The organism is Cupriavidus sp. USMAHM13, from assembly GCF_001854285.1.
In the GTDB taxonomy this organism is placed as follows: domain Bacteria; phylum Pseudomonadota; class Gammaproteobacteria; order Burkholderiales; family Burkholderiaceae; genus Cupriavidus; species Cupriavidus malaysiensis.
The window spans coordinates 2879380-2898966 of record NZ_CP017751.1 but is presented as its reverse complement, the minus strand read 5'-3'; the positions used below and the strand labels follow the sequence as shown (position 1 = coordinate 2898966).

Sequence of the window (19587 nt, the reverse complement as noted above, 5' to 3'; positions counted from 1 at the left end):
GTGCAACGCCACACGCTGCGTGCACGGATCGGCCGCCGGCGCCCGGGGGGTTGACCGTATGCCGCTTCCCTCGCATGCTTGCCAAACCGGATGGCGCAGCCAGTATCTCCCGCAGTGGCCGTAGTCCGGCTCTTCCACTAGAATGGCGCGCGTTTGTGCAATGCAATAGCGAACCGGAGCCGAGCCGCATCCGGCCTCTGGCCTTCCGTCCTGTCCGGGGCGGTCGAGCCGGCCAAGCTGACCCCAATCCATGACCCAATCCGCAACCAGCCACTATTACGTCGAAAGCCCGAGCACGCGTGCCCTGGTGATCGGCGCAATCGGCGTCGTCTTCGGCGATATCGGCACCAGCCCCCTCTACTCGCTCAAGGAGTGCTTCAGCGCGGAGCACGGCATCCCCTTCAGCGAGGCGGCCGTGCTCGGCATCATCTCGATGCTGTTCTGGGCGATGATCATCGTGGTCTCGCTCAAATACGTGCTGTTCGTGATGCGCGCGGACAACGACGGCGAAGGCGGCGTGCTGGCCCTGATGGCGCTCGCGCTGCGCACGGCCGCGCCACGCTCGCGCCGGGCCAAGATGCTGATGATGTTCGGCATCTTCGGCGCCTGCATGTTCTACGGCGACGCGGTGATCACGCCGGCCATCTCCGTGATGTCAGCGGTGGAAGGGCTGGAGATCGCGGCGCCGGGGCTGTCGCATTTCGTCATCCCCATCACCCTGGTGATCCTGTGTGCGCTGTTCCTGATCCAGCGCAGCGGCACCGCGACGGTCGGCAAACTGTTCGGCCCGGTGATGGTGGTGTGGTTCCTCGCACTCGGTGCGCTGGGCCTGCTGCACCTGATGCACGCGCCGGGCATCCTGATGGCGCTCAGTCCGCACCACGCGATCAGCTTCCTGATGGAGCACTCGCTGCAGGCCTTCGTGGTGCTGGGCTCGGTCTTCCTGGTGCTGACCGGGGCCGAGGCGCTCTACGCCGACATGGGCCACTTCGGCGCCCGCCCGATCCGCTACGGCTGGTTCGTGCTGGTCATGCCCTGCCTGATGCTGAACTACTTCGGCCAGGGCGCGATGCTGCTGCAGAACCCCAAGGCGATCGAGAACCCCTTCTACCTGATGGTGCCGGACATGCTGCAGCTGCCTATGGTGCTGCTGGCCACGCTGGCCACGGTGATCGCCTCGCAGGCGGTCATCTCCGGCGCCTTCTCGCTGACCAGCCAGGCCATCCAGCTCGGCTTCGTGCCGCGCATGCGCATCCGCTATACCTCGGACGCGGAGATCGGCCAGATCTACCTGCCGGTGATCAACTGGATCCTGCTGGTGCTGGTGATCGCCGTGGTGGTCGCCTTCAAGAAATCGGACAACCTGGCCGCGGCCTACGGCATCGCCGTGACCACCACCATGGTCATCACTACCTTCCTCGCCGTGGTGGTGATGCGCAATGTCTGGAAGTGGAACCCGGTGCTGGTCATGCTGATCGGCCTCGGTTTCCTGATGGTGGATCTTGCCTTCTTCTCTGCCAACCTGCTGAAGGTGGCCGAGGGCGGCTGGTTCCCGCTGCTGCTGGGCGGCCTGGCCTTCTTCCTGCTGATGACCTGGTACAGCGGCCGCAAGCTGCTGCGCGCGCGCAGCCTCGAGGACGGCATCCCGCTCGAACCGTTCATCGCCGGCCTGCTGGCGCACCCGCCGCACCGCGTCGAAGGCACCGCCGTGTTCCTGACCGGCAATTCGGACTATGTGCCGGTCTCGCTGCTGCACAACCTGAAGCACAACCGCGTGCTGCACGAGCGCGTGGTCTTCCTGACTTTCGTGACGCGTGACATCCCCTACGTCGATGATGACCGCCGCCTGGCGTGCAAGGACCTCGGCGGTGGCATCTACATCCTGCGCTCCGAATACGGCTTCAAGGAGACGCCCGATGTGCAGAAGGTGCTGGACCTGGCGCAGCGCAAGCTGGGCATGGCCTTCGAGCTGATGGAGACTTCCTTCTTCATCGCGCGCGAATCGGTGATCCCGTCCAAGCTGCCGGGTATGTCGATGTGGCGCGAGAGCCTGTTCGCCTGGATGCACCAGAACGGCGCCAAGCCGTCGGACTTCTTCTCGATCCCGGCCAACCGGGTCGTGGAACTGGGCACCAAGGTCGAGATCTGAGCGGCCGGCTGGCCGCTGCACCCAGGAAAAAGCCCCCGCATGCGCGAGCATGCGGGGGCTTTTTCCTGCCTTGCCGGGCGCCAGCGGGCAGCGCGTGCGGCCGGCGGCTGGCTACCGCCTATCGCCTGCCGCCTGCCGCCTGCCGCCGCGCCGGTGCCGGGTCTTCAGCGCTTGAGCTTGGCGAAAGCCGCTGCCATCGCGCCCGCTGGCTCCGCTTCGCGGCGTCCACCGCCGAAGCCCTTGCCGCCGCTGCGCTGGCCGCCGCGCTCGCTGCCGCGATCGCCGCCGCCGGCCGGACGTGAACTCTGGCCGGGCTCATCGTCCAGCCGCATCGACAGGCCGATGCGGTTGCGCTTGACGTCGACTTCCATCACCTTGACCTTGACGATCTGCCCGGCCTTGACGACCTCGTGCGCATCCTTGACGAACTTGGAGGAGAGCGCGGAGATGTGGACCAGGCCATCCTGGTGCACGCCGATGTCGACGAAGGCACCGAAGGCGGCCACGTTGGTCACCACGCCTTCCAGCACCATGCCGGGCTGCAGGTCCTTGATCTCCTCGACGCCTTCCTGGAAGGTGGCGGTCTTGAACTCGGGGCGGGGATCGCGGCCGGGCTTCTCCATCTCGGCCAGGATGTCGCGCACCGTCGGCAGGCCGAAGGTGTCGTCGGTGAACTGGGCCGGCGACAGGCCGCGCAGGGCTTCACGGTTGCCCAGCACGGCGGAGAGGTCCTTCTTGATATGGTCGAGGATGCGCTTGACCACCGGATAGGCTTCCGGGTGGACCGAGGAGCGGTCGAGCGGGTTGTCGCCGTTGTTGATGCGGAGGAAGCCCGCGGCCTGCTCGAAGGTCTTGTCGCCCAGGCGCGGCACCGCCTTCAGTGCCTCTCGGTTGGCGAAGGCGCCGTTGGCGTCGCGGTAGTCGACGATATTGCGCGCCAGCACCGTGTTCAGGCCCGAGACGCGCGCCAGCAGCGGCGCCGAAGCGGTGTTGACATCCACGCCCACGGCGTTCACGCAGTCCTCGACCACGGCGTCCAGTGCGCGCGCCAGTTCGCGCTGGTTGACGTCGTGCTGGTACTGGCCCACGCCGATCGACTTGGGATCGATCTTGACCAGCTCCGCCAGCGGATCCTGCAGGCGGCGCGCGATCGACACCGCGCCACGCAGCGAGACGTCGAGCTCGGGGAATTCCTTGGCGGCCAGTTCAGAGGCCGAGTAGACCGAGGCGCCGGCCTCGCTGACCACGATCTTGGTCAGCTTCAGCTCGGGAGCCTGGCGCATCAGGTCCTGCACCAGCTTGTCGGTCTCGCGGCTGGCGGTGCCGTTGCCGATCGAGACCAGGGCCACGCCATGCTGCTTGGCCAGCCGCGCCAGGGTGGCGAGCGAGCCGTTCCAGTCGCGGCGCGGCTCGTGCGGGTAGATGGTGGCGGTCTCGAGCAGCTTGCCGGTGGTATCGACCACGGCTACCTTGCAACCGGTGCGGATGCCGGGGTCGACGCCCATCACGGCCTTGTGGCCGGCCGGCGCCGCCAGCAGCAATTCGTGCAGGTTGCGGCCGAACACCTTGATGGCTTCGCCCTCGGCGGTCTCGCGCAGCTGGGTCAGCAGCTCGGTCTCGATGTGCGGCTGCACCTTGACGCGCCAGCACCAGCGGCACACGTCGCCCAGCCATTTGTCGGCGGGGCGGTTCTGGTTCTGGATGCCGAAGTGGCGCGCAATCATGCCTTCGCAGGGGTGGGGCACCAGCGTGTCCTGCTCTTCGCCCAGGCCCAGCTTGACCATCAGCACGCCGGCGTTGCGGCCCCGGAACAAGGCCAGGGCGCGGTGCGACGGCACGTTGCGGATAGGCTCGCTGTAAGCATAGTAGTCACGGAACTTCTCTTCCTCCGCGCCTTCCTTGCCTTCCATCACGGTCGAGCTGACCACGCCCTGGTTCCACAGGTGGTCGCGCAGCTTGCCGAGCAGTTCGGCGGTTTCGCCGAACTGCTCGGAGAGAATGTCGCGCGCGCCGTCCAGCGCGGCTTTCACGTCGGGCACGCCGCCGTCGGCAGTGGGGTTGCCGTTGACGTACTTGGCGGCCTCGGCCTGCGGCTCGAGCGTAGGATCGGCCAGCAGGGCCTGCGCCAGCGGCTCCAGGCCGCATTCGCGCGCGATCTGGGCGCGCGTGCGGCGCTTGGGCTTGTAAGGCAGGTAGAGGTCTTCCAGCGCCTGCTTGGTCTGGGCGCCTTCGATGGCGGTGCGCAGGACGTCGGTCAGCTTGCCTTGTTCTTCGATCGAAGCCAGGATGGCCAGGCGGCGCTCTTCCATCTCGCGCAGGTAGAGCAGGCGTTCTTCCAGCGTGCGCAGTTGCGTGTCGTCCAGGTTGCCCGTGACTTCCTTGCGGTAGCGGGCGATGAAGGGCACGGTGGCGCCTTCGTCCAGCAGCGCGACGGCCGCCGCCACCTGGCGGGGTTGCACCGAGAGTTCGGCCGCGATCAGCGACTCGATCTTTTGTGAAACGTGGGCGGGCAGGTTGGGCATCCGGAATACAGGAAAACAGTCAGTCGAAAGCGGGGCATTTTGCCACAAGCCCGCGGCGCCGCCAGCATCGGCCGCCGGGCGCGCCGGCAGCCGGGCCGGCGTGCCCGCCGTGTGCCGTGCGCGGCCAGGCGGCAGCGCCCGGCGGCGGCGCCGCAGGCACGCGGGCGGGCGCCGGCGCGGGCCGCCCGGATGCTAGAATCGCACCATGATCGACAAGCCACACCAGGCCACCATGCAGGCCAAGCATCCAGGCGTGCCACGCTCGCGCGCGGGCGCCCCCGCAGCTCCAGTCGCCGGCGCTGCCGTGCGCGCACCGCGCCGGCCCGGCGCGCTGCTGATGGCGGCCTGCCTGGCCGCCGTGCTTGGCGCAGCGGTGGGTGGCGGCCGGGCGCATGCCCAGGCCCCGGTGCCGGCGGCCGAAGCCGCGCCGCGCGACTTCGACGCCGAACGCAAGGCGATCGATGATTCGCGTGCCTGGACCAACTACCGCTACGCCAAGGCCGAGCACGATTGCTATGCGACGTTCTTCGTCAACCACTGCGTCGACAAGGCCAAGGACGTGCAGCGCGAGGAACTGGAGGTGCTGCGCAAGCGCGAGCTCGAGGTCAGCGCCGCCGAGCGCGCCTACAAGGCCGTGCAGCGCGACCAGCGCCAGGCGCTGCAGCGCGCGCAGGACGAAGCGGAGCGACCGCAGCGGGAGGCCAACGAGAAGGCCAGCCGCGAGGCATTCGGCAAGAAGCAGCAGGAGCAGCAGCTGCGCGATGCCGAGCGCCAGGGCCAGGCCCCGCAACGTGCGGCCAATGCCCAGGCCTACGACAAGAAGCAGGCGGATTTCGATGCGCGCCTGAAGGAAGCGCAGCAGCATGCCGCCGAAGACGCGCGCAAGCGTGCCGAGAACGTCAAGGACTACGAAGCCAAGCAGCGCGATGCCGCACAGCGGCAGCGCGAGCTGGACGAGCGCCGCGCCAAGGCCAAGGAGCAGGGTTCCGCTTCGTCGCCGCGTCCTTTCGGCTTCTGAGTGGCCAGCGCCCGGCAACGTGGACCGTGGAGGAGGGAGGTGCGACCATGGATCTGAACCTGAACACCCTGCAGCGGCAGATCATCGAGCTGCAGATCGAGCACCGTGACCTGGACTATCTGATCGACCACATGTCGCAGGACCCGGCCCATGACGAGCTGCAACTGCGGCGCCTGAAGAAGCGCCGCCTCAAGCTCAAGGACGCCATCACCTTGCTGCAGCTGCAGCTCGAACCCGACGTGCCTGCCTGATGCCACTGCGCGGCAGCCCTGACTGCCGCGCGCTATCTCCCTAGCCTTGTCCGATTCCCCAGACCTGATTTCCGCCGCCGAGCCGGCGCCCCCGACCGCCACCGCGACAGCGCAGGACGACGGCGCGGCCGCGCGCGCGGCGGCCAAGGCTGCCCACGTCGCCACGCTGTCCACCGTGTTCGCCCCGGATGGCACGCTCGCCCAGGCGATTCCCGGCTATCGCCCGCGCGATGCCCAGGCGAGCATGGCGCAGGCCGTGGCCGGTGCCATCGAGGATAGCGAGACGGTGATCGTCGAAGCAGGCACCGGCACCGGCAAGACCTTCGCCTACCTGGTGCCCGCCATGTTGTGGGGCGGCAAGGTGATCCTGTCGACCGGTACCAAGAACCTGCAGGACCAGCTGTTCCAGCGTGACATCCCGACCGTGCGTCGCGCGCTCAACGTGCCGATCTCGGTAGCCTTGCTCAAGGGGCGCGCCAACTATTTATGCCACTACCACCTGGAGCGGGCTGAGGTGGCGGGCAAGCTGGCGTCGCGGCAGGATGCGGCATGGTTGCGCGAGATCGGGCGTTTCGCCAAGGTCACTTCGACGGGAGACAAGGCCGAACTCGCCGCGGTGCCCGAGAATGCCCCGGTGTGGCAGCTCGTCACCTCCACCCGCGACAACTGTCTCGGCACCGAATGCCCGCACTACAAGGAATGCTTCGTCATGCGGGCGCGCAAGGAGGCGCAGCAGGCCGACATGGTGGTGGTGAACCACCACCTCTTCTTCGCCGATGTGGTGCTGCGTGATACCGGCATGGCCGAGCTGCTGCCGGCCGCCAATACCGTGATCTTCGACGAAGCCCACCAGCTGCCCGATACTGCCACCCTGTTCTTCGGCGAGACACTGTCGACCAGCCAGCTGCTGGAGCTGGCGCGCGATACCGTGGCCGAAGGCCTGTCGCACGCGCGCGATGCCGTCGACTGGGTGCGCCTCGGTGCGCCGCTGGAACGCGCCGCACGCGACCTGCGGCTGGCCTTCTCCAAGGACAGCACGCGCATGGCGATCAGCCAGATCGAGGCGGATCCCCGCATCGCGCCGGTCTTCAACGAGACGCTGGATGCGGTCGATGCCGCCCTGTCCGAATTCGTCGAGCTGCTCGAGTCGCAGGCCGAACGTGCCGAATCGCTGCAGCAGTGTCACCGCCGCGCGGTCGAACTGGCGCAGCGGCTGGCCGCCTGGCGCGAGCAGCCGGCGCCGCCGCGGCCGGCCGCGGCCACCGGCGAGGAAGTCCCTGCCGCGCCCGCCGATGCGTTCGGCCCGGACACCGTGCGCTGGGTCGAGGTCTTTTCGCACACGGTGCAACTGCACCGCACGCCGCTGTCGATCGCACCGATCTTCACGCGCCAGCGCGAGGGCCCGCCGCGCGCCTGGATCTTCACCTCGGCGACGCTGTCGGTGAAGGGTAACTTCACACACTATGCCGCCCAGCTCGGACTGGACAAGGATCGCTCGCTGACCCTGCCCAGTCCCTTCGACTATGCGTCGCAGGGCTTGCTGTACGTGCCGCGAGGATTGCCAGCGCCACAGGCGCCCCATTTCACCGAGGCGGTGGTGGAGGCGGCGCTGCCGCTGATCGAGGCCGCCGGCGGGCGTGCCTTCCTGCTGTGCACCACCTTGCGTGCCGTGCAACGTGCGTCGGACATGCTCTACGATGCCTTCGCCGAGCGCGGGCTCGAATTGCCGCTGCTGGTGCAAGGCCAGGCCAGCCGCACCGAACTGCTGGATCGCTTCCGCGAACTTGGCAATGCCGTACTGGTGGGCAGCCAGAGTTTCTGGGAGGGCGTGGACGTGCGTGGCGAAGCCCTTTCGCTCGTCATCATCGACAAGCTGCCGTTCGCGCCCCCCGACGACCCGGTGCTGGCCGCGCGCATGGAGGTGCTGCAGAAGAAGGGCCTCAGCCCCTTTGCCGTGCACCAGCTGCCGCACGCCGTCATCACCCTGAAGCAGGGAGCGGGCCGCCTGATCCGCTCGGAGACCGACCGCGGCGTGCTGGTGATCTGCGATACGCGCCTGGTGGAGAAGCCCTATGGCCGGCAGATCTGGCAGAGCCTGCCGCCGTTCGCGCGCACGCGCGAGGAGCAGACGGTGCTGCGCTTCCTGTCGGACCTGCGCGGCCAGCCTGTGGCGACGGGCGACGATGGCGGCGATGGCGGCGAGGGTGACGGCAACGCGGTGTGATGCCGCACGGCGGCCGTCCCCGGTGCGTCGCCGGTGCGTCCCCGCGGAAATCTGACAAAAAGAAAGCCCGACATCGTCGGGCTTTCTTTTCTTCTATCGGGCCCCTGCGGCGCACAGCGGCAGGTGCGGCCTCAGAACAGCTGCCACCAGGACTTGTCCTTGCGGCGCTCGCCATATTTGATGAAGTCGCTGTTCGGGTAGTTCTTCTCCAGCACACGGGCGGCGTCGTCGCGCAGGTCGTTCAGGCCCAGCAGGTCGTACGAGCGCACCATGATGTACAGCGCTTCCTCGTTGGCCGGCGCGCCGTCGTAGTCCTTGAGCGACTGCTGGGCGCGGTTGGCTGCTGCCAGGTAGGCGCCGCGGCGGAAATAGTAGCGAGCGGCGTGAACCTCGTGCTCGGCCAGCGAGTTGACGATGTACTGCATGCGCGCGCGCGCGTCAGGCGTGTACTTGCTGTCCGGGTACTGCGTGACCAGGGTATTGAAGGCGTCGAAGGCCGCGCGTGCTGCCTTCGGATCGCGTTCGCTCAGGTCCTGGCCCGAGAAGCGGCCCAGCCAGCCCAGGTTGTCGTTGAAGTTGATCAGGCCCTTCAGGTAGTAGGCGTAATCGATGTTGGCGTGGTTCGGGTGCAGCTGGATGAAGCGGTCCACGGCCGCCAGCGCGGCCGCCGTCTCGCCATCCTTGTAGTTGGCGTAGGCCGTGTCGATCTGGGCTTGCTGCGCATAGCGCCCGAACGGGTAGCGGCTCTCCAGCTTTTCGTACAGCTTGACCGCGCGCGTGTAATCGGCGCCATCCAGTGCGTCCTTCGCTTCCGAATATAATTTATTCGCCGACCAACCAGCGGTCTCGTCGGGCTGGTCGGCCAGCAGGCCGCATGCCGACAGCATGACGGCGCCGCCTGCGAGCAGAATCGCTCCAATTCTCGCGCGCCAACTGGCGCGTTTCATGCTCATCGTTTGCATGGGCAACGAATCCCGGATGAAAAAAAATAGCGTCAAGCATTATAGCCGAAGCCCCAAGTCACCAGCCGGTGGCGCGGACATCACGCAGCAGGACGCCGCCCAGCCGGCGGCGGAAGGTCTCGAAACGCAGGACGAGGAGGGCGGCGCGGACACCGGCGCGCCGGTCGCCGGCGACTTCCTGCCGTTGGAACTGGAAGTGAACGGGGCCGACCACGGAGAGCGGCTGGACAAGCTGCTGGCGCGGCATTTCCACGAGTTTTCCCGCAGCCGCATCCAGCAGTGGATCGAGGATGGTGCGGTCACGGTCGATGGCGCGCCGGCACGCGTGCGCACCGCTGTGCAACTGGGCCAGCGCATCGAGGTGCGCCCGCAGGCCGCGCCCGAGACGCAGGCCTTCACCGCGGAGGACGTCCCCCTCTCTGTGGTACATGAAGACGACGCGCTGCTGGTCATCGACAAGCCGGCCGGACTGGTGGTGCACCCGGCCGCCGGCAACTGGAGCGGTACCGTGCTCAACGGCCTGCTGTACCGCTATCCCGCCGCGGCTGCCCTGCCGCGCGCCGGCATCGTGCACCGCCTTGACAAGGAAACCACCGGCCTGATGGTGGTGGCCCGCACGCTGACCGCGCAGACCGAACTAGTGCGCCAGTTGCAGGCGCGCACCGTCAAGCGCACCTATATCGCGCTGGTGTGGGGGGAGACGCCTGACGAGGGCACCATCGACGCGCCGATCGGCCGCGATCCGCGCGAGCGCATCCGCATGGCCATCGTGCGTACCAGCAGCGGCAAGCCCTCGCGCACCCATTTCCGCACCGTGGGCGTGGCCAGGCTGGGGCGTGCCACCGTATCGATGGTGCTGTGCCAGCTCGAAACCGGGCGTACCCACCAGATCCGCGTGCACTTCGAATCGATCGGCCACCCGCTGCTGGCCGACCCGGTCTACCACCGCGCCACGCAGCGCGGCATGCGCCAGGCCGTCAAGGCGCCGCTGCCGGTGCCGCTGGAGCGGCAGGCCCTGCACGCCTACAAGCTCGGGCTGATCCATCCGGTCAGCGGCAAGGCGGTGTCCTGGCAGGCGCCGCCGCCGGCCGACCTGCAGGCCCTGATCGATGCGCTGGAGTTCACCGCGCCGGGCGACGAGGAAGAGGAAGGCGATGAGGGCGGCGAGGGCGAGTACGGCTACGAAGACGGTGGCGAGTATGGCGACGATGAGGACTGGGATGACGACGAAGCCTGATGCCGGCTGGCTGGTCCCGGACTGGCCGGCGCCCGCGCAGGTGCGCGCCTTGTCCACCACGCGCCAGGGCGGCGTCAGTGCCGGGCCCTATGGCCTGGCCGGCGGTGCGGCAGGTGGGCTGAACCTGGGCCTGCACGTGGGCGACGATGCGGCGGCCGTGCAGGCCAATCGCGCGCGCCTGGAGGCGGTCTTGCCGCGCGCGCCGCGCTGGCTCGACCAGGTGCACGGCTGCGGCGTGGCTACGGCCGGGCAGGCCGGCGGCGCCGAGCCGGCGCCGCCGCGTGCCGACGCTTGTATCAGCGTGGAGGCGGGCCAGGTCTGCGCGGTGATGACGGCGGACTGCCTGCCGGTGCTGCTGTGTGATCGCGCCGGTACCGTGGTCGGCGCCGCGCATGCCGGCTGGCGCGGGCTGTGCGCCGGGGTGATCGAGGCCACGCTGGCACGCATGGCCGGTGCCAGGAGCGGTACCGGTGGCGCGCCCGGGTGGCTGGCCTGGCTGGGGCCGGCGATCGGGCCGGCAGCTTTCGAGGTGGGCGCCGAGGTACGCGAAGCCTTCCTGGCCGAGGCCGACGCGGCCGGTCGCGGCGAGCAGGCCGCGGTCGCCGCGGCCTTCCGGGCTGGCGCCCCGGGCAAGTACTACGCCGACATCCATGCGCTGGCCCGGGTGCGCCTGGCGCGCGCCGGCTGCCACGCGGTCTACGGCGGCGACGCCTGCACGGTGGCCGATGCCGAGCGCTTCTACTCCTACCGGCGCGATGGCGTCACCGGGCGCATGGCCACCCTGGTCTGGCTCGCATCCTGAGCGCGCAGCAAACCAGCCGCCGCACGATGTTGCCCCGCTGAAGGGGGGTCACTGCGGGCCGTCTTCCGGCGGCGCCTTCGCCGCCATGCCGGCCTGCTCGCGCGACCGGCGCCGGCGGCGGCGCGCCGGTGTGCCGAGGATGTACAGCAGCAGGGCCACGGGACCGAGCCCGTACAGCACGAAGGTCGCCACGCCGGCGACCACATTGTGTTCGGTGATGGCCATCATCAGCGCCACGTACAGCCAGCCGATGGCAACGAAATACATCAGGTTTTCATCCTTCTCGTGCAAACTCCGCGGCAGGGCGCCGGCCAGGCCTCGACGGCCGCTCCCGGAGCGGGCCGGGGAGCGTCTGCGCGCCAGGCCGGCGGCACGAAATAATCCGCATTGACAGCGCAGACATTGCAAGGCAACAATGGGTCGGACTGGCCTCCAGAGCGGCCGCTTTGTGCCCCGGGCGCCGCCGGCAAGCATACCGCATCACGCTGACAGCCGAGGCGCGAGGCGGGCCAGTCCAGGGGCCGGCCGGATCACCGATCCGGTCTGTCTTCGTGAACAAAACGGCAGAGAGACGACGACATCATGGCGACCGGCAAGGGTGCGGCAGCTTCCTCCCAGGAAGACCAGTTCCGACCATTTTCAATTCCGCCGGGGCCATTCGATCCAGCCGCATGGCTGGCATGGTCCCGCCAGGCGCAAGCCAACGGCGCGGCAGCGGCCCAGGGATTCCCTGGCTTCGACGGCCTGGCGTCCGGGCCCGCATTTTCCGGCCTGAAGGTGGCGCCAGGGCAGTTGGCCGAGATCCAGCAGCGCTACCTGCATGACTTCGGCCTGCTGTGGCGGGCGATGTCGGAGGGGCAGGGCGAGCCGGGCATCCCGCTCAAGGACCGCCGCTTCGCCGGCGATGCCTGGCACCGCAATGTGCCCTACCGCTTCGCCGCGGCTTTCTACCTGCTCAATGCGCGCGCCATGAACGAGCTGGCCGACGCGGTCGAAGCCGATGCCAAGACGCGCCAGCGCATCCGTTTCGCCGTATCGCAGTGGGTCGATGCGATGTCGCCGGCCAACTTCCTCGCCACCAATCCCGAGGCGCAGCAGAAGCTGATCGAGTCCGGCGGCGAATCGCTGCGCGCGGGCGTGCGCAACATGCTCGAGGACATGGGGCGCGGCAAGATTTCCCAGACCGACGAGACCGCCTTCGAGGTCGGCCGCAACGTCGCCGTCAGCGAAGGCGCGGTGGTCTACGAGAACGAGTACTTCCAGCTGCTGCAGTACAAGCCGCTCACCGACAAGGTGCATGCGCGCCCGCTGCTGCTGGTGCCGCCCTGCATCAACAAGTACTACATCCTCGACCTGCAACCCGAAGGCTCGCTGGTGCGCCACGCGGTGGAGCAGGGCCACACGGTCTTCCTGGTGTCGTGGCGCAACCCCGATGCCAGCATGGCCGAGCGCACCTGGGACGACTACATCGAGCACGGCGCCATCCGTGCCATCGAGGTGACGCGCGAGATCAGCGCGCAGGACCGCATCAACGTGCTGGGCTTCTGCGTCGGCGGCACCATCATCGCCACGGCGCTGGCCGTGCTGGCTGCGCGCGGCGTGCGCCCGGCCGCCAGCCTGACGCTGTTGACCACGTTGCTCGACTTCTCCGACACCGGCATCCTCGACGTCTTCGTCGACGAAGCCCACGTCAAGCTGCGCGAGGCCACCATCGGCGGTGGCGCCGGTGCGCCTTGCGGCTTGCTGCGCGGCGTGGAGCTGGCCAACACCTTCTCCTTCCTGCGGCCCAACGACCTGGTCTGGAACTATGTGGTCGACAACTACCTGAAGGGCAACACCCCGGTTCCTTTCGACCTGCTGTTCTGGAACGGCGACGCGACCAACCTGCCGGGCCCGTGGTACTGCTGGTACCTGCGCCATACCTATCTGCAGGACGAGCTCAAGGTGCCGGGCAAGCTGAGTGTGTGCAATGCGCCGGTGGATCTCGGTGCCATCGACGTGCCGACCTACATCTACGGTTCGCGCGAGGACCATATCGTGCCCTGGACCGCCGCCTTCGCGTCCACGGCGCTGCTGAAGAACCAGCTGCGCTTCGTGCTGGGAGCCTCCGGCCACATCGCCGGCGTGATCAATCCCCCGGCGAAGAAGAAGCGCAGCTACTGGACCAACGACAAGCTGCCCGCGACCTCGCAGCAATGGCTGGGCGGGGCGCAGGAACATCCCGGCAGCTGGTGGCCCGACTGGATGGCATGGCTGGGCAAGCATGCCGGTACCAGGAAGGCCGCGCCCCCGGGCTACGGCAACCAGCACTATCCGGCCATCGAGCCGGCGCCGGGCCGCTACGTCAAGGCCAAGGCATGACGGGCGGCGCGGCCATGCCGCGCCACCCTGTCTGCCCGGCCGTTGTGCATTCCGCCTACCACGCCAGGTATCCGGACATTTTTCAAGAGGACTCCAAATGACCGACGTTGTCATCGTATCCGCCGCGCGTACCGCGGTCGGCAAGTTCGGCGGATCGCTCGCCAAGATTCCCGCCCCCGAACTGGGCGCCATTGTCATCAAGGCTGCGCTGGAGCGTGCCGGCCTCAAGCCCGAGCAGGTCAGCGAAGTGATCATGGGCCAGGTGCTGACCGCGGCGTCCGGCCAGAACCCGGCCCGCCAGGCCTCGCTCAAGGCCGGCCTGCCGAGCTCGGTGCCGGCCATGACCATCAACAAGGTGTGCGGCTCGGGCCTGAAGGCCGTGATGCTGGCAGCCAACGCCATCATCGCCGGCGAAGCCGAGATCGTGGTCGCCGGCGGCCAGGAGAACATGAGCGCGGCACCGCACGTACTGCCGGGCTCGCGCGACGGCTTCCGCATGGGTGACACCAAGCTGGTCGACTCGATGATCGTCGACGGCCTCTGGGACGTCTACAACCAGTACCACATGGGCGTCACGGCGGAGAACGTGGCCAAGGAATACGGCATCACGCGCGAAGCCCAGGACGCCTTCGCCGTGGCCTCGCAGAACAAGGCTGAAGCGGCGCAGAAGGCCGGCAAGTTCGCCGAGGAGATCGTTCCCGTGCTGATCCCCCAGCGCAAGGGCGAACCGCTCGCCTTCGACCAGGACGAGTATGTCCGCCATGGCGCCACGGTGGACTCGATGGCTGGCCTGAAGCCCGCCTTCGACAAGAGCGGCACCGTGACCGCCGGCAACGCGTCGGGGCTCAACGACGGCGCCGCGGCCGTAGTGGTGATGTCGGCTGCCAAGGCCAAGGAGCTGGGCCTGACCCCGCTGGCCACGATCAAGTCCTACGCCAACGCGGGCGTGGACCCGAAGGTGATGGGGATGGGGCCGGTGCCGGCTTCCAAGCGCTGCCTGTCGCGCGCCGGCTGGGGTGTCAATGACCTCGACCTGATGGAGATCAACGAAGCCTTCGCCGCACAGGCGCTGGCCGTGCACCAGCAGATGGGCTGGGACACCTCCAAGGTCAACGTCAACGGCGGTGCGATCGCCATCGGCCACCCGATCGGCGCATCGGGCTGCCGTATCCTGGTGACGCTGCTGCACGAGATGAAGCGCAGTGGTGCGAAGAAGGGCCTGGCCTCGCTGTGTATCGGTGGCGGCATGGGCGTGGCGCTGGCAGTCGAGCGTCAGTGAGGGGTGTGCCGGTGCGCGGGTGCTCTCCCGTGTGCCGGCGTCAATAAGAAAGAGCCAACAAGGAGTGGATATGTCTCAGCGCATTGCATATGTGACCGGCGGCATGGGCGGAATCGGAACCGCGATCTGCCAGCGTCTGGCCAAGGATGGCTACCGTGTCGTCGCGGGCTGCGGTCCGAACTCGCCCCGTCGCGAGAAATGGATCGAGCAGCAGAAGGCCCTGGGTTTCGATTTCACCGCCTCCGAAGGTAACGTGGCGGACTGGGATTCGACCAAGGCTGCCTTCGACAAGGTCAAGGCCGAAGTCGGCGAGGTCGATGTGCTGATCAATAACGCGGGCATCACCCGTGACGTGGTCTTCCGCAAGATGACCCGCGCCGACTGGGACGCCGTGATCGACACCAACCTGACCTCGCTGTTCAACGTGACCAAGCAGGTCATCGACGGCATGGTTGACCGTGGCTGGGGCCGCATCGTCAATATCTCGTCGGTCAACGGGCAGAAGGGCCAGTTCGGCCAGACCAACTATTCGACCGCCAAGGCAGGCCTGCACGGCTTCACCATGGCCCTGGCGCAGGAAGTGGCGACCAAGGGCGTGACGGTCAACACCGTGTCGCCGGGCTATATCGCCACCGACATGGTCAAGGCCATCCGCCAGGACGTGCTCGACAAGATCGTCGGCACCATCCCGGTCAAGCGCCTGGGCGCGCCCGAGGAAATCGCCTCGATCTGCGCGTGGCTGGCCTCGGATGAGTCCGGTTTCTCGACCGGCGCCGACTTCTCGCTGAACGGCGGACTGCACATGGGCTGAGGCCCGCCGGGCCAACCCGGCAGGGGTCTTGCTGCGGCGCAATCGGCGCGCTGCACAAGGAAGGTCCATGCAGTGCCATCACGATAACGGTTTGCGGGCCTGACGGCCCGCAAACCGTTTATTCTTGCGGGTTTTCCTTAAGCCGGGCCGCTTTCCTTAGTGCTTTGTTGGGCATAGAATCAGGACAGCGGCACAGCCGGCACCAATCAGGCGCACGCGCTGTGGATGTGGATTCCCGCGGGGGCGCGGACGATAACGACATTGCGCATCGCACAGGATGCGGTGCAGCAGCGTGCATCAGCGACGATACAAGGATAGAGCACCGATGGCCACGACAAAAAAGGGCGCAGAGCGACTGATCAAGAAATATCCAAATCGCAGGCTCTACGATACGCAGACCAGTACCTATATCACGCTGGCTGACGTCAAGCAGCTCGTGATGGATTCGGAAGAATTCAAGGTCGTCGATGCCAAGTCGGGCGAGGAACTGACCCGCAGCATCCTGCTGCAGATCATCCTGGAAGAAGAAACCGGCGGCGTGCCGATGTTCTCCAGCGCCATGCTGTCGCAGATCATCCGCTTCTATGGCCACGCGATGCAGGGCATGATGGGCACCTACCTGGAAAAGAACATCCAGGCCTTCATCGATATCCAGAACAAGCTCGCCGAAAACTCCAAGGGCCTGTACTCGGGCGAGGCGTTCAGCCCCGATATGTGGTCCCAGTTCATGAACATGCAGGCGCCGATGATGCAGGGCATGATGAGCAACTACATCGAGCAGAGCAAGAACCTGTTCGTGCAGATGCAGGAGCAGATGCAGAACCAGGCCAAGAGCATGTTCGGCGCCTTCCCCTTCAACCAGCCGCCGCAGGACAAGAAGTAAGCCCTGGCGGCACGCGCCCCTCCGGCGGGTGCCGCAGAACGGTTTCTCGCGGCGGCACGGTCGCGAGTCCCGGGGCAGCGCTCCTCGGGCCGAGCCCGGTCTTCCCGCCTCGTTCTTACTTGACGCCGCAGCCCTTCAGAACGGCGGGCACGAGCATCAAGCCACCGAATCCGCCGAGCAGCAGGCTGCCTCCATCGCTCCCGGCGATCAGGAACAGCGTTCCCAATAATCCCAGCGGGGCCGCTACCAGCCAGCGCAGTCGTCCGAGACCTGCCGCGCGCTGGGCCGTGTCATCCGTCATCTCGAGACGCCGGATCTCCTGGCGAAACTGCGGCGCCTGCTCGCTCTGCTCGCGCGCATCGACATCCGATGTGGCACCCCTTGCGGGCTCGGCGAGATCTGCGCGCGCGGCATGGTCCTGGCTGCCGGGCTCCGCTCCCATCTCGTCTGGTGCCGCTGCATGCGGGGCCTGGGTCTCGGGGCCCGCTGCCGGCGATGCAAGAGGGGCGGGGTTCAGGGCTCGCTGAGTATCGCCCAGGACGCCGCCAATCGCTGGCACAGCCACGGCGCGGTCCACGTGCTGTGGAAAAAAGCGGTGCATCGTATTGGCCGGGGCTGCCGGAGTTCCTGCAGCACCTGCCCCTATGGGTTGGACGGCCGGTATCGAGGCTGCTTTCCCGGCGTGGTTCGGGAAGAAGCGAAGCATGGCGCTGTCCGGCCGGCCCTCGGCCGCTTCTCCGCCTTGCACTCCGCCGTGCACTCCGTTTTGCACATCCGTTTGTGGTGCGGGGGCCGTAACGTCCGGAGTTTTCACATTAGCCCGACCCAGGGCGACTTGGGCCGCATCCGGCGGCAGCGCGCTTGCGTCGAACTTGGCGGCTTCGGCGACTTCGCTGCCCCGGCTTGTCGTGCTATTCGTGTCAGTCGTGCTCATAGCGCTTGTTGCTCGAGTCGGGAAGACCTTCCTGATCGCGAATACGACCAGGTAGAGCGCGGCCGCAAGTGCCAGGATGAACAGGAATGGCACCATGCGGCTGACCTCGCTCGCGTGGTATGACCCGTTCATGGTTGCGTTCAGTGCCAGCAGGAATTTGAACGCGACGATCAGGAGCGAGGTGACGATGATGTACTTCAGCGCTTTCATGGACAGTCGGGTCGGGAGGGTCTCGTGTTTGTTATCGGCGGGCCGGGCCGGATCATTGATCACCGTGGCCCGTTCGCCGCCCCGGTTCATCGCCCCACCATGCCATGGCGTGGCGTTCCAGGATGTAGGTGGTACTTTGTGGATGCTGCGTTGGCAGATGGGATCGGAAGCGACCGATTACCTGCGTGCAGCGCATTTTGCATCTTGTCCGACACGTCTGAAATAGCCGGAAGAGGGGTGCCCAGTGCAAAAGGCCGAAATAATCGCTAACAATTGTGAACAAGGGGCCGGCCTACACTCGTTCATGCGCCTTGCCATGAATGAGGCGCAGGAGATCCTGAATGACGAAGTCCAAGTTGCTCTCCAGTCTGCTGCTGGCGGCTATCGCCATGTCGTCCGCCACGGGCTTTGCGCAGGACCGCGATGACCGCGATCATCGCGGCGGACCACCACCTGGCCAGGAGAATCGAGGCCGCGGACCCGAGCGCGATCGAGGGCCTGACCGGGATCGAGGGCCCGAGGGACGCATGCCGCCCCGGGGCGGCTGGCACAAGGGCGACAGGCTCCCCCCTGAATATCGCGACCGGCAGTACGTCATCGACAACTGGCGCGAACACCGGTTGACGCCGCCGCCTCGCGGCTATCAATGGGTCGGGGTGGGCGGAGACTATTTCCTGGTAGCGATTCCGACCGGCCTGGTCTTTCAGGTCGTTATCGGTCACTAGCCTGCGGACGGGTGACGGCCCGTTTCGTGCGGGCCTTGCCGCAAGCGGGCTGCTTGCGCGGAGCAAGTTTCAACTTCCGCATGATTGCGAATCCAGCCGGGCAGGGTTTGCCGGGGGCGGAATGCCTGCATGCCAAGACGCGCTCGGTCAGCCTGTTCGAATCGCGTCTTGGCGGCTGCGCTAATTCGACCTGGTGTTGTCCGATCGTGGCTAGACAACTGGGAAGCGTTGCTTTTGCTTCCCTGTGCGACGGCTCCAGAGACGGTCGAGCAAGGCTGGCAGTGCGCCAGCCTTGTCATCAGGCAGATTTAGCCTTCTTGCGGCTTGCGCCAGTCGTCGGAGGCCTCGGTGCCGGCGATGGCGTGGGTCCAGGTGATCTTGCGATACGCCATGGCCACCTTCACCAGTTGGGTGTACTCGGCCTTGCTGGCGTCCTGCGCATGCGGGAGGACGGTGCTGATGTTGACGATGGTGGCGTCTTCGAGCTTGGTGGTGAAGAAGTGTTCCTGCTTGCCTTCGGTCGACGTGCGATACCACTTCACTTCCACTTCGGGCAGCATTTCGCCGGAGGCCAGAGCTTGATACAGCAGCGGCGTGGCCTTGTTGAGCGGCGAGGTGAAGATGAATGGCTTGTGGACACGCTGGCCCGACGGCTGGCCGCTCTGCGGGTCGGTCGGTGTCGCGATCAGGTGTTCGACTTCCTGCACCAGGATCTGATCCTCGTGGCCTTCCTGGTAGACGTTGCCGACGGAATCCGCGGTGAAGGCGCCTTGCGTGATGTTGCCTTGGGTCTTGCCCTGGATGCTGATATAAGCGGGTGTAGGCATAGCGTTACTCCGTTTGTTATGGCGGGCCCCCTTGGCCCGACGTGCCATCAGTGACGGCGACCGCTACATCGCAATGGCTGTGCCAGGTTGCCGGGATTCATAAAATAAATATGTAAATCAATGGCTTATGTTTTGGCTCGGCGTGTGCCGGAGCGTTTCGAGCCGACGAGACAAGGCAGCAGTTCCTTGCAGATGGGTCAAGGCTGACCCGTTATCAGCCAAGCTATTGAAATAAAAGAGAAAAATACGGGTCAGTCTTGACCCGCTCGGGTCAGGAATGACCCGGTCGCTGGAGAGAGTCCGGCCCATCATCGGAACTCCCTCCGCGAACCAGCCCGCAATGCCGCTTTTGATGTAGAGGGCGACCTGCTCACACCGGGCAAGCGTGATAC

16 protein-coding genes are annotated in these 19587 nt (G+C 66.9%); 11 read left to right on the top strand and 5 right to left on the bottom strand.

The features are described from left to right. Positions 1–250: 250 nt before the first annotated feature. Complete coding sequence (locus tag BKK81_RS12695) at positions 251–2149, top strand: potassium transporter Kup (RefSeq protein WP_071013429.1); 1899 nt, start codon at positions 251–253, stop codon at positions 2147–2149. 164 nt (positions 2150–2313) lie between these two features. Here BKK81_RS12695 and BKK81_RS12690 read toward each other — a convergent pair whose 3' ends face one another. Then, the gene (locus BKK81_RS12690) at positions 2314–4671 is read right to left on the bottom strand and encodes a Tex family protein (protein ID WP_071013427.1); all 2358 of its coding nucleotides are present in this window, start codon (positions 4669–4671) and stop codon (positions 2314–2316) included. Positions 4672–4876: 205 nt separating this feature from the next. On the opposite strand from BKK81_RS12690, the gene BKK81_RS12685 reads away from it, so the two are divergent. Genes BKK81_RS12685 through BKK81_RS12675 form a run of 3 tightly spaced genes read left to right on the top strand, consistent with a single transcriptional unit; the run spans position 4877 to position 8164 of the window. After that, the gene (locus tag BKK81_RS12685) at positions 4877–5689 is read left to right on the top strand and encodes a hypothetical protein (protein ID WP_071013424.1); all 813 of its coding nucleotides are present in this window, start codon (positions 4877–4879) and stop codon (positions 5687–5689) included. A 47-nt stretch (positions 5690–5736) separates the two neighbouring features. Then, a complete protein-coding gene (locus tag BKK81_RS12680; protein ID WP_071013421.1) occupies positions 5737–5940 on the top strand; it encodes a YdcH family protein in 204 nt (67 codons plus the stop codon). A 46-nt stretch (positions 5941–5986) separates the two neighbouring features. After that, positions 5987–8164: an ATP-dependent DNA helicase gene (locus BKK81_RS12675; protein ID WP_071013418.1), complete on the top strand. Its 2178-nt coding sequence runs from the start codon at positions 5987–5989 to the stop codon at positions 8162–8164. A gap of 131 nt (positions 8165–8295) precedes the next feature. Here the strand turns inward: BKK81_RS12675 and BKK81_RS12670 are convergent, their stop codons facing one another. Next, entirely contained in the window at positions 8296–9126 is an 831-nt protein-coding gene (locus tag BKK81_RS12670; protein WP_083384100.1) for an outer membrane protein assembly factor BamD, read from the bottom strand. 16 nt (positions 9127–9142) lie between these two features. On the opposite strand from BKK81_RS12670, the gene BKK81_RS12665 reads away from it, so the two are divergent. Beyond that, a complete protein-coding gene (locus tag BKK81_RS12665) occupies positions 9143–10363 on the top strand; it encodes an RluA family pseudouridine synthase (protein ID WP_071013413.1) in 1221 nt (406 codons plus the stop codon). Then, positions 10347–11165, top strand: coding sequence for a peptidoglycan editing factor PgeF (gene pgeF / locus BKK81_RS12660; RefSeq protein WP_071013411.1), 819 nt, complete (start codon positions 10347–10349; stop codon positions 11163–11165). Before BKK81_RS12665 ends, pgeF begins: the two co-directional genes overlap by 17 nt. Before the next feature lie 48 nt (positions 11166–11213). Here pgeF and BKK81_RS12655 read toward each other — a convergent pair whose 3' ends face one another. Beyond that, on the bottom strand, positions 11214–11432 hold the full coding sequence (locus BKK81_RS12655) for a hypothetical protein (RefSeq protein WP_071013408.1): 219 nt from the start codon (positions 11430–11432) through the stop codon (positions 11214–11216). Between the two features lie 315 nt (positions 11433–11747). Between BKK81_RS12655 and phaC the strand changes: the two genes are divergently transcribed. The 4 genes from phaC to phaR all read left to right on the top strand — a co-directional run bounded on the left by phaC (position 11748) and on the right by phaR (position 16499). Further along, positions 11748–13526: a class I poly(R)-hydroxyalkanoic acid synthase gene (gene phaC, locus BKK81_RS12650; protein WP_071013406.1), complete on the top strand. Its 1779-nt coding sequence runs from the start codon at positions 11748–11750 to the stop codon at positions 13524–13526. Between the two features lie 97 nt (positions 13527–13623). After that, entirely contained in the window at positions 13624–14805 is a 1182-nt protein-coding gene (locus BKK81_RS12645; protein WP_071013403.1) for an acetyl-CoA C-acetyltransferase, read from the top strand. Positions 14806–14875: 70 nt separating this feature from the next. Further along, complete coding sequence (locus tag BKK81_RS12640; protein WP_071013401.1) at positions 14876–15616, top strand: 3-ketoacyl-ACP reductase; 741 nt, start codon at positions 14876–14878, stop codon at positions 15614–15616. Between the two features lie 325 nt (positions 15617–15941). Next, complete coding sequence (gene phaR, locus BKK81_RS12635; protein ID WP_071013398.1) at positions 15942–16499, top strand: polyhydroxyalkanoate synthesis repressor PhaR; 558 nt, start codon at positions 15942–15944, stop codon at positions 16497–16499. Between the two features lie 115 nt (positions 16500–16614). On the opposite strand, the gene BKK81_RS12630 is transcribed toward phaR, so the two are convergent. Next, complete coding sequence (locus BKK81_RS12630; RefSeq protein WP_156811283.1) at positions 16615–17643, bottom strand: hypothetical protein; 1029 nt, start codon at positions 17641–17643, stop codon at positions 16615–16617. A 341-nt stretch (positions 17644–17984) separates the two neighbouring features. Between BKK81_RS12630 and BKK81_RS34325 the strand changes: the two genes are divergently transcribed. Beyond that, positions 17985–18368 carry an RcnB family protein gene (locus BKK81_RS34325; protein WP_083384099.1) on the top strand — a complete coding sequence of 128 codons (384 nt, stop codon included), beginning with the start codon at positions 17985–17987 and terminating at the stop codon, positions 18366–18368. 308 nt (positions 18369–18676) lie between these two features. On the opposite strand, the gene BKK81_RS12620 is transcribed toward BKK81_RS34325, so the two are convergent. After that, positions 18677–19195, bottom strand: a complete 519-nt coding sequence (locus tag BKK81_RS12620; protein ID WP_071013390.1) for an Hcp family type VI secretion system effector — start codon at positions 19193–19195, stop codon at positions 18677–18679. Positions 19196–19587: the final 392 nt, after the last annotated feature.